The organism is Bacteroidota bacterium (assembly GCA_039821555.1).
Lineage (GTDB): Bacteria > Bacteroidota > Rhodothermia > Rhodothermales > Rubricoccaceae > JBCBEX01.
In genome coordinates this window covers 76,898-88,800 of record JBCBNX010000014.1, presented here as the reverse complement: position 1 = coordinate 88,800, position 11,903 = coordinate 76,898, and the positions used below count along the sequence as shown (strand labels likewise).

At 70.1% G+C, this 11,903-nt stretch carries 9 protein-coding genes; 3 read left to right on the top strand and 6 right to left on the bottom strand.

Translation table 11 applies throughout. The features are described from left to right. Positions 1–185 precede the first annotated feature (185 nt). From AAFU51_14555 to AAFU51_14545, 3 genes are all read left to right on the top strand, one after another. Positions 186–809 (top strand): hypothetical protein, encoded by a 624-nt coding sequence (locus AAFU51_14555; GenBank protein ID MEO1572473.1) that lies wholly within the window; start codon positions 186–188, stop codon positions 807–809. A gap of 149 nt (positions 810–958) precedes the next feature. After that, positions 959–2,809 (top strand): hypothetical protein, encoded by a 1,851-nt coding sequence (locus tag AAFU51_14550; GenBank protein ID MEO1572472.1) that lies wholly within the window; start codon positions 959–961, stop codon positions 2,807–2,809. A 76-nt stretch (positions 2,810–2,885) separates the two neighbouring features. Beyond that, entirely contained in the window at positions 2,886–4,106 is a 1,221-nt protein-coding gene (locus AAFU51_14545; protein MEO1572471.1) for an acyl-CoA dehydrogenase family protein, read from the top strand. A gap of 72 nt (positions 4,107–4,178) precedes the next feature. Here AAFU51_14545 and AAFU51_14540 read toward each other — a convergent pair whose 3' ends face one another. From AAFU51_14540 to AAFU51_14515, 6 genes are all read right to left on the bottom strand, one after another. Further along, entirely contained in the window at positions 4,179–4,646 is a 468-nt protein-coding gene (locus AAFU51_14540; protein ID MEO1572470.1) for a TspO/MBR family protein, read from the bottom strand. Positions 4,647–4,651: 5 nt separating this feature from the next. After that, positions 4,652–4,906: a hypothetical protein gene (locus tag AAFU51_14535; protein MEO1572469.1), complete on the bottom strand. Its 255-nt coding sequence runs from the start codon at positions 4,904–4,906 to the stop codon at positions 4,652–4,654. Between the two features lie 6 nt (positions 4,907–4,912). Then, positions 4,913–5,155: a hypothetical protein gene (locus tag AAFU51_14530; protein MEO1572468.1), complete on the bottom strand. Its 243-nt coding sequence runs from the start codon at positions 5,153–5,155 to the stop codon at positions 4,913–4,915. Between the two features lie 212 nt (positions 5,156–5,367). Beyond that, a complete protein-coding gene (locus AAFU51_14525; GenBank protein MEO1572467.1) occupies positions 5,368–5,691 on the bottom strand; it encodes a hypothetical protein in 324 nt (107 codons plus the stop codon). A gap of 5 nt (positions 5,692–5,696) precedes the next feature. Beyond that, positions 5,697–6,080, bottom strand: a complete 384-nt coding sequence (locus tag AAFU51_14520) for a VOC family protein (GenBank protein MEO1572466.1) — start codon at positions 6,078–6,080, stop codon at positions 5,697–5,699. Between the two features lie 15 nt (positions 6,081–6,095). After that, positions 6,096–11,846 carry an Ig-like domain-containing protein gene (locus AAFU51_14515; protein ID MEO1572465.1) on the bottom strand — a complete coding sequence of 1,917 codons (5,751 nt, stop codon included), beginning with the start codon at positions 11,844–11,846 and terminating at the stop codon, positions 6,096–6,098. Positions 11,847–11,903 lie beyond the last annotated feature (57 nt).

Below are 11,903 nucleotides of genomic sequence, written 5' to 3'. Positions count from 1 at the left end.
CACTGGCATGTCTCAAGCACTGGCATGTCTCAAGCACTGGCATGTCTCAAGCACTGGCATGTCTCAAGCACTGGCATGTCTCAAGCACTGGCATGCTGTCGCCGGGCAGCTTAGCCTCGGTCGGCTGCGCAGATTTAGCGCAGGAGTGCCCTGCCGTCATCGTACTTTGCCCCTGTTTCCCTCGTATGTCAAGCTCGACTAACCCGCCCGCCATGGGTGACGGCCAGAACAGTGTAGCGCCCACGCCAAGCACGCCTGCAGGCGACGCTGCCGTGCCTCAGCACGCCCCACCGCCCCCGGCCAGCGAAGGCAGCCAGAATATCGACCGTATCCGCGATATCCTGTTCGGCAACCAGATGGAGGCCTACGAGGCGCGCTTCCTCCGCTTAGAGGAACGCCTGGCTGGCGAGATGGACACGCTGCGGGCCGAACTGCGGCGCCGCTTCGACAGCCTGGAGACGTTCGTGAAGGACGAGGTCACGAGCCTCGGCCAACGCCTCACCGAGGAGCACGGCGCTCGCTCCGAAGGCGACGAGGCCCTCGCCGAGCTGCTGCGCAGCAAGAACGACGCACTCACGAAGCGCGTCGCGGAGTACCGCGAGGCCGCCGCCGCCGCCGAACGCGACCTCCGGCAGCAGTTGCTGGAGCAGGCCACCCGTGCCGCCGACGACCTGCGCGATCAGACGGAGCAAACGCAGCGCGCGCTCCAGCAGCACGTCACGGATCTCAGCAGCCGCAAGACCGACCGTGCCGCGCTGGCCACCCTCTTCTCGGAGTTGGCCTTCCGCATCAGCGGCACCGACGAATAGACGCGCCCCGACTTCGTAAAGGACATACCCGGCTGGCCTGCGTTTCGCACGCCTGATGCGGAGCCGGAGGTGCTCCTCAGGGCAGCCCCGGTTTCGTTTATTGAGGCTCCCGCGCTCATTGAGGCCTCCGCGCTCTGCACACCTCCGCTATGCCCTCGGACGTCGCGCCCACTGACGTACCCTCGCCTGCGCAGGCGGCCTCGGCTGCCGCGCCGCCCGCGGGTGCGTCTCCCCGAGCGCGCGCGCCGCTGCCTGCCGACCGTGCGCGGCTACGCGAGCTTCGGCAGCTGCTGCTCGGCGAGGACCAGGCGGCCTTCCTCGACCGCTGGCGCCAGTTCGCTGAGGAGAAGGTAGACGCAGACCTCCTCTCCAACGTGCTGCCCGACGCCGTGCGCCTCCGCAGCCGCCTCGATGCCGAGCGGGGCGACTCCGCCCTCGGCGACGCGCTCGCACCGGCCATCGAGGAGGGCATCCAAGCCTCGGTGGCACGCAACCCGCAGCCGCTCGTCGACGCCATCTTTCCGATCATCGGCCCGGCGATCCGACGCGCGATCCAGCAGGCGCTGGCCTCGTCGCTGCAGTCGGTCAACCAAGCCGTCGAGTACGGGCTGACGTGGCGCGGGCTGCGCTGGCGCCTTGAAGCGTGGCGCAGCGGGCTGTCCATCGGCGAGGTGGCGCTGCGGGACACGCTCCGCTACCGCGTCGAGCAGGTGTTCTTGATCCACACCGAGACGAGCCTGCTGCTCCGCCACGCTGCCCTGCCCGGCCTCGCCGACGCCGGGGACAATGCCGACCTCGTGTCGGGCATGCTCTCGGCGGTGCAGACCTTCGTGCGCGACTCGTTCCACGTGGACGACACCGAGGCCCTCGACGCGCTCCAGATGGGCGACCTCACGGTGTGGCTCGTGCCCGGACCGGAGGCCGTCCTCGCCGCCGTGATCCGGGGCACGCCGCCGCAGGAGCTGCGCCTGCTCCTCGCCGAGGGCATCGAGACGCTGCACCGCCGCCACGCGCGCGACCTCGCCGCGTTCAATGGCAACGTGGACCCGTTCGAGGCCGCCGATCCGGTGCTCTATGACCTGCTCGTGGAGCAACGCAAGCAGGCCGCGAGCGTCTCGCCGATGGCGTGGGTCCTGCTCGCCCTGCTCGCCCTCCTGCTCGGCTGGTGGGGGTGGACGACGTTCGACCGCATGCAGCGGTGGCAGACCACCCTCGCTGACCTCGACGCACTCGCGGGGCTCGACGTGATCACCGAGGAGCGCACGTGGGGCGCCTACCGACTCGTCGGCCTCCGCGATCCGGACGCGCCGCTCCCCGACTCCATCCTCGCCCTTCACGGCTTCGCCGACGAGGGGCGCGCCGACAGCCTCGATGCCAACGCCGTGCGGATGCGCTGGCTGCCCTACCAGTCCGACGCGCCGTCCATCGTGGCCGCGCGTGCTGCTCGCATGCTCGACGCGCCGTCGTCCGTCGCGTTTACCATGCGAGGCGACACGCTCGTCGGCGCAGGAACCGCCGCACGTCCCTGGATCGCCAGCCTTCCCGAGGCGCTCCGTTTCGTCCCCAACGTGCGCGCGCTCGACGTGGGCGGCGTGCAGACCCGCACGGCCGCCGCCGCTCTTCCCGTCGAGGCCACCTCGCTCCGCTTCGCCACCGACGACGCCTTGGCCCCCGGGCAGGACGCTGCCCTCGATGCCCTCGTCGCCGACGTGCGAGCGCTCGCTGAGGCCACCGTGGACGACGCGCAACCCATCGTGCTCTCGATCATCGGGCACACCGACGGGACGGGCAGCGCGGCGCGCAACCAGCGCCTCAGCATCCGCCGCGCCGCCGTCGTCCGCGACGCCCTTGCGCCAGTCCTCTCGGAAGCAGGCTTGAGCGACCGGGTCGCCCTGCGCCTCGTCGCCGCCCGCGATGCGTTCCGGCTGGAGGAGGGCGCGTCGCTGCCGAGCCGCCGCGTCACGTTCGAGGTGGAGACGGCACCCGTGACCGAGACCTAGGAACCTCTGAGGGATCCCGCCCACGCCTCCCGCGTGTGACCGCCCTGCGCCCGCTTAACACTGTACACCTCCCCCCATGTCTACTGCGACCCCTACCCTCAACGGCACCGGCCACGCCGCGACCATCCCCGGCTCCGACGCCGACTTCTACGCCCTCGAACTGCTCCTCAGCGACGAGGAGCGCGCCGTCGTGGACCGCGTACGGGCGTTCATGGAAGCGCAGGTCGTCCCCGTCATCAACGACCACTGGATGCGAGCGTCGTTCCCACACGACCTGCTCCCGGCGTTCGCCGAGACGGGCATCTTCGGGCTGCCCTACCAGGGCTACGGCTGCCTGGGCGGCTCCAAGATTCTGAACGGGCTGGTCGAGCGGACGATCTCGGAGTACGACCCCTCGATGGGCACCTTCTTCGGCGTCCAGAGCGGCCTCGCGATGGGCTCGATCTACCTCCTCGGCTCCGACGCCCAGAAGGAGCGCTGGCTGCCCGCGATGCAGCGGCTGGAGAAGATCGGCTCGTTCGGGCTGACCGAGCCCGAGGTCGGCAGTGCGATCTCGCGCGAGATGGGCACGACCGCCCGCCGCGACGGCAACACGTGGGTCCTCAACGGCCAGAAGAAGTGGATCGGCAACGGCACCTTCGCCGACGTGAACATCGTCTGGGCGCGCGACGAGGCCGACAACCAGATCAAGGGCTTCCTCGTCGGGGGCGACGCGCCGGGCTTTTCGGCGGAGAAGATGGAAAACAAGATGGCGCTGCGCGTCGTCCAGAACGCCGTCCTCACGATGGACGACTGCCGCATCCCGGCGGACGCGAAGCTCGAAGGCGCGAACAGCTTCCGCGACACCGCGCGCGTGCTCAAGATGACGCGCGTGGGCGTCGCCTGGCAGGCCGTCGGCTGCGCGGCCGGGGCCTACAAGCTGGCGCTCGACTACGCGAAGCAGCGCCACCAGTTTGGCCGCCCCATCGCCGGCTTCCAGCTCGTCCAGGACCTCCTCGTGCGGATGCTCGGCAACGTGACTGCCGCAGGCTGCCTCGCGATGCGTCTGACGGAGCTTCAAGAGGCGGGGCTGATGAGCAACGAGCAGGCGTCGCTCGCGAAGGCGTTCTGCACCGTCAAGTGCCGCGAGACGGTCGGCTGGGCGCGCGAACTCCTCGGCGGCAACGGCATCCTGCTGGAGCACCACGTCGGCCGCTTCGTCGCCGACTGCGAGGCGATCTACTCCTACGAGGGCACGCGCGAGATCAACAGCCTCATCGTCGGCCGCGCCATCACCGGCGAGAGTGCGTTTGTTTAGGGGACGTGGAAGGTGGAAGGTTCAAGGTGCGCCCTCGCCGACCTTTTCACCTTCAACATTCCACCTTGCACGTCACGCGGCCGGGTTCATCCGCCAGAGGGCGAGGTTGAGCGCGGCGGCGTAGGTCACCCAGAGCAGATACGGAACGAGGAGCGCGCCCGCAAGCGGCTTCATCGCCCAGAACAGCCCCATCGTGAGCGCGATGGCGAGCCACAGCCCGACGATGTCGAGGAAGGCGAGGCCCATGTCGTGCCGTCCGAAGAAGAGCCACGACCACGCCGCGTTGAGCACGAGTTGCAGGCCGTAGACCGTGAACGCCTTGCTGGCGCTGCCGAAGCCGACCTCGCGCCAGACAAGCCAGCCCGACACGGCGATCAGCAGATAGAGAATCGACCAGGCGACCGGGAAGAGCCAGTTCGGCGGCGTCCACGCGGGCTTGTCGAGCGCCGCATACCACGCGCCGGGCTCGAAGCGGGAGCCGGTCGCGGCTACCACCGCAACGGCGGCGATGAAGCCAAGGAGGACGAGGAGGTCGCGCATGGGAGCTAGGGGTTGTCGCGGGACGTGCGCTCGCTGACGAGCATGATCACTTCGTAGGTGTACCAGACCATGTTCAGTGCGGCACCGAGAACAACGAGGGGTGGTGTCTTCAACATCGTCCACCAACAAAGCGCGGTGGACGTTACCAAGATCACGGCCCCCACCGCTCCGCGCCCGCGCCGCACTCGGGAAATCTGTGCAATCAGCAGGCGCGAGCACAGCACGGAGCCCGCCGCTGCAAGCGTGGCAAGGTAGAGCATGGCAGCTCAGTCGAGCAGCGCGTCCAGGCGGTCGCCGCGGAGCGCCACGCCATCGACGAGCGCCTCGGTGAGCGTGCCGTCGTCGGCGAAGCGGCAGGCGGCGGTCCCCTCCTGCGGCTGGTTGCGCGTGTTGATGACTTCGTAGCCGAAGACCACGCTGCCGTCCTCAATCTGCAGGGTCCCGTCGAGGACGGAGACGGCGTTGGGCAGGCCGTGGTAGTGCTGCGCCACGTCGGCACAGGTCGCCACGAGCGGATCTGTCGGGGCTTGGCAGCCAAGCCACAGGAGCGGAAGGAGCGCGAACGAGAACAGAAGCCGTGTCCGGCTCCCCCTATTTGACACGCCTGAACGGCGGTCAAACTGTCCCCCTCGCGAGCGAGGGGGACAGCTTCGGGACCCTTCACGGGGAGCGGAGCGGGGGGAGCCGTCCCAATAGAAGGCGTGAGGGTAGTGCATAACAGTCAGAGCGAGCGGAGGAGATCGACGAGTGCCTGCACGGCGGGGCGGTCGTCCGGGAGCGCATCGCGCCAGGCCAGCGCGGGGCCGCCCGGCGGATTGAGCGCGAGGCGGTGCGTCAAGCTACCACCAGCCTCGGGCAACGCCGCCTTCCAATCGACCGCCGCGACGGCGTCGGCGAGCGCCGTGCGTTCGGCATCGGTGAAGACACGGCGGGCGGCTCCGTGTGTGACGTAGCTGCCGCGAAACACCTCCACCGTGCCATCGACGAAGACCTCGGCGGACGCGCTGTAGTCGTACTCGCCCTGCACAACATAGCGGAGATGCATGGCCCTCAAGCCACCACGCGGTTGGCGATTTCGACCAGGTTGCCGTCGGGGTCGCGCACGTAGACCGAGCGGATCGGCCCCGTCGCGCCCGTCCGATGCACCGGCCCCTCGATCACGGCGATGCTGAGACGCGCCAGCCGCTCGGCCACCGTCTCGACCGGCACGCTCGTCAGAAAGCACAGGTCGGCCGAGCCGGGCGTCGGCGCGGCGGCTTTCGGCTCGAACTCGTGCCCGGCACGATGGAGGTTGATCTTCTGCGACCCGAAGTGCAACGCCTTTCGGCCCTCCCCAAACGTGACGACCTCCATGCCGAGCGCCTCCGCGTAGAAGGCGATCGCCGCGTCGAGATCGCGTACGGTGAGGACGAGGTGATCGAAGCTATCGATCATGGATAGTGGATCAGATCAGGCGCCCACACGCTCGGCAGGCCGCACGACTACCGTGCCGGTCGCGGTGCGGCCATTGACTTCGGGCTCGTACATCAACTCGGCCTGCGCGGGCGGGTGAACGAACGTGCCGGGCGTGGTCGCGCGGGCGAGGTAGGTGTAGGTGTGCTCGCCGCGCCGGAGGTAGTCGGCGAAGAGCAGCACGCGGTCGTCGCGCAGTTCGGTGTGGTTGAACGAGCCCCACCACTGCCCCGAGCCGGTCTGCTGCTGCGCGAGCACGCCCGACGTTTGGAACGCGGGGTTGAGCGCTTCGAGGCCCGCCGGGAGCGCGTCGTCCACGACGACGTAGTTGCGCGTCGCCGGGCTCGTGAGCCGCAGCGTCACGCGGACGAGTTGGCCCGCGTCGAGCGTAAGCGTGCCGCTGCTCGTGGTCACGGCATTGCCGACCGCGTTACCGGAGCCGTCGAGGCGCTGGATGGTGCGCTGGACGGCGAGGCCCCGATTGGCGGCCTCGACGGGCGCGCTGGTGTAGGTCTCGGCGAGGAGCGAGTAGTACGCCCGCCCGGTCCCATCCACGGTCACCTCGATGGGCAACGCCTCGCCCGACGGCATCGCGGTCGGATCGACGGTGGCCTCCTCGGCCGTGAGCGAGCGGCCCCGGAACGAAGCATTCAGCACCTCGCGCCCGGCAAGCTGGACGGTGGCAGTGAAGTTCGGATCGGTCGTCTCGAAGGCGGCCTGGTAGGCGCGCAGCGCGTCGAGGACGGCAGCGTTCTCCTGCGTGCTCGCCCAGTGGCCGGTCGTGCGCGAGCGGATGAGATACTGCACCATCCGCTCGGTCAGCTGCCGCACATCGCTCGACGGGCCCCCAACCGATGTGGGTGCCTCGATGAGCGCGGTCATGCCGAAGGCGGTCGAGCGGACGTCGGACGAGAAGATCCAGCCCCACGCGTCGCCGGTCTGGGCGGCAAGGTAGGCGGTCGTACCCTCGGTCGTCGTGCGGCCCCGCAGCCCGTCCGCGAGCGGCTGGGCGTAGCCGTTGAGCGAGCCACGACCCGCGAGCGCGATGGTGCGGAGGAGGTGACTCTGAAGTTCCGCGCTCGGCGTGGCGGTCGGCTGCGTGTACCGCTCGGCCAAGGCTTGCACCTCCGCTTCGAGGACGCGGTCGTGGCGGGCGAGCGCGTAGAGCATCAGCGCGCGCGACGTGTCCCAGACATCGCGGGTGTAGTAGTCGGGCTGCAGGCTGCTGTCTTTGACGAGCGTGGCGAGCGCGTCTACGGCCTCGCGGGTGAGCGGCTGCGGCACGTCGAAGCCTGCTGCCTCGGCCTCGGCGAGGGCGAGCACGGCGTAGGCGGTGGCGTACGGGCTCACGAAGCGCCCGCCCTTCCAGAGCGCGAACCCGCGTCCCATCCAGTAGGCATCGAGGCTGCCGAGCCACTCGTTCACGACACTCGCCCTATCGCCGTCGAGCGCGTCGAGGTCAAACAAGTCGAGCAGGTCGTCGGCGACGAGGAGCGGGCGGATGCGGCTGGTGCGCTGTTCGAGGCAGCCGTAGGGGTACTGGAAGAGGTAGCGCGTCGCACCGTCCAGGCCCACCATCGCCGTGGAGGCCACGCGGACCTCGACCTGCCCGACGCCGGGCACGCGGTCCGACGGCAGCACGAGCGCTTCACGCGCCGCGTCTGCTGTCGAGGCGAAGGTCGCGGAGGCCTCCTTCGTCACGGGCAGCGCGATGTCGAGCGGTACTTCCAGGCCATCGCGCTCGCTGCCGAGTTCGGCGGTGAAGCGGAGGTTTGCGGTCCCGAGTTGTTCGATGTCCCAGGCGAAGCGCACCTCGCGCGTCTCGCCCTTCGCGAGCGTCACCGTGCGCCGGGCCTCGCCGTCGAGCGCGATGCCGTCGGCGCGGGCGGTCACGACGGCCGGACCGGCCTGCCCCGTGCGGTTCGTGACGAGGACGCCCGCCTCGAACGTGTCACCCAAGCGCGCGAACCGCGGCAGCGCCGGTTGCAGCACGAGCGGCTTCGTCACCACGATGTCGGTCTGGCCCTGGCCGAAGCGGTGGTCGCGCGTCAGCCCGACGGCCATCAGCCGGAACGTGGTCAGGTTCTCGGGCAACTCGAACGTCACCGTCGCGCGGCCACTCCCGTCGGTACGGATCGCGGGGGCCCAGTGGGCGAGCGGGCGGAAGTCGGAGCGCAGCAGCCGGTCGGCATCCTCGCCGCCGCCGCCGCCCTCGTCCTCTTCCTTCTCGCCAAAGTCGCGCTGCTCGACGAGGTTGGCGAGCGTCTCGCTCGTCGTCACGCCGAGCGCGCGCGGGCCGTAGAACGTCTGGAACGGGTCTGGCATCGCGTAGCCGATGAGGTTGAGCACGCCCGCGTCGGCGGCAGCGAACGCGATCTCGCCCTCGACGCCGCGCCCGCCGTCGTCCGTGAGCCGGAGATCGACGGTGACGGATCCGCCCGGCTCGTACGTCTCGCTGCCCGGCTCGACTTCAACGGTGAGGTGACGGCCCTGCGCGCTGACGGGGAGGTTGACGTAGCCAATCTTGAAGCTCGGCGCGCCGAGGTCCTCGCCCGCCGATGGCTGCGCGGTGCGGCCCGAGAGCAGGATCACGCTCACGAAGGCGTTCGGGAGGTGCTGCTCGCCGAGCGGCACCTCGATCTGCGGCGCACTGCCCTCGACTTCGACCACGCGGCTCGAAATGATGCCTTCGCGCTCGACCGTCACGAGAGCGGTTGCCTGCTCATACGGCGACGGCACTAGGATGCGCGCCGTCTCGCCCGGCGCGTAGCTCTTCTTATCGGCGACGAGTTCGAGGTGGTCATCGTCGGAGCGCTCCCAGGCGACATAGCCCGCGCCGGTGGCATAGAAGTAGGCCTCCGTCTTGATGACGTTGCCGCGCACGTCGTAGCCGGTCGCCCGGACGATGTAGCTGCCGCCGAGGCGTACCGGCATCCGCAGCCGCACGGCCCGTCCGGCCTCCGTCTCGACGGTCCGGCTGCCGACGACCTCCTCGGTGCGCTCGGAGCGCCAGCGCAGCCGCCCGTCGCCGCCGACCTCGCGGACGGAGTTCCACTGCTGCCGGATGAGTTCAACGGTGAGGTTCTCCGCGCCCACAGGCGCGCCGTTCGGATCGACGGTCGCGACATCGAGCGCCATCACCTGATCGCGGCTCAGGTCGAGGAACGTCGTCTCGGGCTTGAGGCCGATGTAGAAGAGGCCCGGGTGCAACGTGACGGTCGTCTGGTCGGACTGCTCCTGGCGGCTCGGGTCAGTGACGGTCGCCGAGAACTGGAGCGAGGCGGGCGCGCCGCGCTCGTTGCCGGGGAGCGGGACGCGGAGTTGCTTCGTGCCGTCGGCGGTGAGGACGGTGTCGCCCTGGGCGAGCGTCTCGTAGAGGCTGTAATAGCCGCGCGCGATGCCGAAGCGGTAGGCGTCGTAGCCGGGCGGGGTGTAGCGGCCGTTCTGCTGGACGAGGCGGTAGCGGAGCGCCTGCCCGCCCATCGCCGCGCCGAAGAGGTAGCGGCCCGTGACGGTGCCTTCGAAGAAGTCGCCCGCGACGAAGGCACGCGCGGCGGGGACGGCGTCCACGGCGAAGGTAGCCGCGCGGAAGGCGTCGACGCGAAAGGTGCCCTGGGCGAGGTCGCCCGTCTGCCATGACTCGCGCTCCTCGGCCTCGTCGTCGTCGGCGCGGACGACGCGCACCTGGTAGACGCCGAGGCTGGCGTCGGTCGGCGCGAGGTAGGTGAGGTCGAAGCTGCCGTAGGCGCTCGGCTGCAGGCGGCGGTCCACCACGACCTCGTCGCGCGAATCGGTGACGAGCACGCGCACGCTGTCGGTGTAGGTCACCCAGTCGCCGTCGGTGCGGCCGCGCAGGATGCCCTTGAGGTGCGCTGTCTCGCCCGCGCGGTAGAGCCCACGGTCGGAGAACACCGTCCCAGCGTAGGTCAGCGGCTCGGGGCTCCAGTCCAGGTCGATGTCGAAGCGGTAGGGCTCGATGCCGTCGTCGAAGCGGCTTGACGTGAAGGCGACCTGCCCCTCGTGCTCGACGAAGGCATACTGCACGGGCGTCTCCCAGCGCTCGCGCTTCTCCAGCCCGAGCGCGGCCCACCCTGGCGACTCCGCGATGCCGCGCGCGTTCGAGGTGCCCTGCCAGAGCTCGGTGCCCGCGTCGTCGTAGACCGTGACAGCCGCGCCCTCGACAGGCTGCGCGTCGGCGAGCGTGGTGACGAAGAAGAGGTTTTGGTGCGGCGAGAACTTCGCCGTCAGCCCGAGGGTGGTCACCTGTGCGAGCGCGACGCGGACGCGCTCGTTGCCCTCCTGCTGATAGCGGAGGTGGACACCGACCAAGCCGCCGTTCTCCCCGTCCAGCAGCGAATCGAGGGCGAGCGGGACGTAGGTCGGGCGGTTGCGGTCAATGGCGAGCGGCACGCGGCGGCTCGCGGCGACGGGCTCGGGGGCCTCGTAGTCCTCGGGGAAAGGGCCGTACCAGTGGCGGTCGTCGTAGGCGGGCAGCTTGCGGATCAGGTCGGCGGGCGTGAAGCGCTCGAAGCCCACGTTCACGGCGTCGATGTTGGTCACGCGCAGCGGCACCGCGCGCTCGCGGTCGGCCTCGATGACGAGGAGGCCGGTCGGCATGCGTAGCGTCGGCGTGAGCGCAGCCGTGCGGAAGGCGGTGGTGCGGGTCGTGATCGTCTGGCCGAACACGTCGGTTAGCCCCTCGCCGAGCGTGAGGGTGTAGCGCGTCTCCGGGTCGAGCGGGAGGCGCAGGCTGTGCTCGGTGCTCTCGACCGCGTCGCGCGCCTCGATGCCCGCTGGCAGCTCGATGGCGGGGCTGAACGACAGCGCCTGCCGCAGCGCCTCAAAGCGGACGGGCGTGGAGAACGAGAGCCGGATCGCGCGGTCAGGCGCGACCGGTCCTGTGCTGCGACCATACCCCTGCCGCACTCTCTCCAGTTCGAAATCGCCATACGTGCGGAAGCCAAACTCGGTGGCCTCTGCGGTGCCGAGCGTACCGACAGCAGCGGGCATCTCGGGCGAGGTTCGCACGCGGTAGGCGGCCCCCTTCGCCAAGTCCGAGTTCGGCGAAACGACCACCGACGAGTCGCCCGCCTGCTCGACGCGCACGTTGAGGGAGGTGCTGCCCTCGCGCCGCAGTTCGATGAAGCGCCGCACGCGGTCGGCCTCGACGGGGAGGCTGAAGAACAAACGGATCGGCGCGCCCGGGTCCGCGAACTGCGCGCCGCGCGACGGCTCGGAGGCCACGAGCACCGGGCGCGGCGTCTCGAACGTCCAGGTGTACGGGTTCGCGAGCGCGTCCTCCTCCACGCTTGTGAGCCCTGCAGCGAGTGTCGCGGTGTAGTTCGTCGCCGGGACGAGGCTGTCGGGCTGGAAGACGAGCGTCTGCGTGCCCTGCCAGCGGAGCGCGCCCGCCACCGGCCCGTCCGGCCCGCGCAGCGTGAGCGCATCGGCCGCAGGCTCCGGCGTGCGCCCGAGTGGTACCATCGGGCGGCTGAACGTGACCGAGATCGCTTGGTTGGGCGCCTGCCCCGCCATCGCGCCGAAGGGCGATGCGCTCAGCACGCGCAGCGGTCCCTCCAGCGTCGGCACGAAGCCCGTCACCCCCGCGGGCGTCTCCAGCGCGACCAACTCTGAGGCGAACGAGACGGGCGCGTCGGGGTCGTCTGCCGAGCCGTCGCCGCACCCTGCCAGCAGCGCAGCAAGCACGAGGGTCGTCAGGAGGGCGAGCGGGGGAGCAAAGCGCAGCATGGCACGGCGGGGCTAGTGGGGCGTCGCCTGCAAGAAACGATAGCGCCCCCTATGCCC

Excerpts from the sequence above, each read along its gene's own strand:
- AAFU51_14555 (MEO1572473.1), top strand. The coding sequence starts at position 186 with ATGTCAAGCTCGACTAACCCGCCCGCCATGGGTGACGGCCAGAACAGT.
- AAFU51_14550 (MEO1572472.1), top strand. The coding sequence starts at position 959 with ATGCCCTCGGACGTCGCGCCCACTGACGTACCCTCGCCTGCGCAGGCG.
- AAFU51_14545 (MEO1572471.1), top strand. The coding sequence starts at position 2,886 with ATGTCTACTGCGACCCCTACCCTCAACGGCACCGGCCACGCCGCGACC.
- AAFU51_14540 (MEO1572470.1), bottom strand. The coding sequence starts at position 4,646 with ATGCGCGACCTCCTCGTCCTCCTTGGCTTCATCGCCGCCGTTGCGGTG.
- AAFU51_14535 (MEO1572469.1), bottom strand. The coding sequence starts at position 4,906 with ATGCTCTACCTTGCCACGCTTGCAGCGGCGGGCTCCGTGCTGTGCTCG.
- AAFU51_14525 (MEO1572467.1), bottom strand. The coding sequence starts at position 5,691 with ATGCATCTCCGCTATGTTGTGCAGGGCGAGTACGACTACAGCGCGTCC.
- AAFU51_14520 (MEO1572466.1), bottom strand. The coding sequence starts at position 6,080 with ATGATCGATAGCTTCGATCACCTCGTCCTCACCGTACGCGATCTCGAC.
- AAFU51_14515 (MEO1572465.1), bottom strand. The coding sequence starts at position 11,846 with ATGCTGCGCTTTGCTCCCCCGCTCGCCCTCCTGACGACCCTCGTGCTT.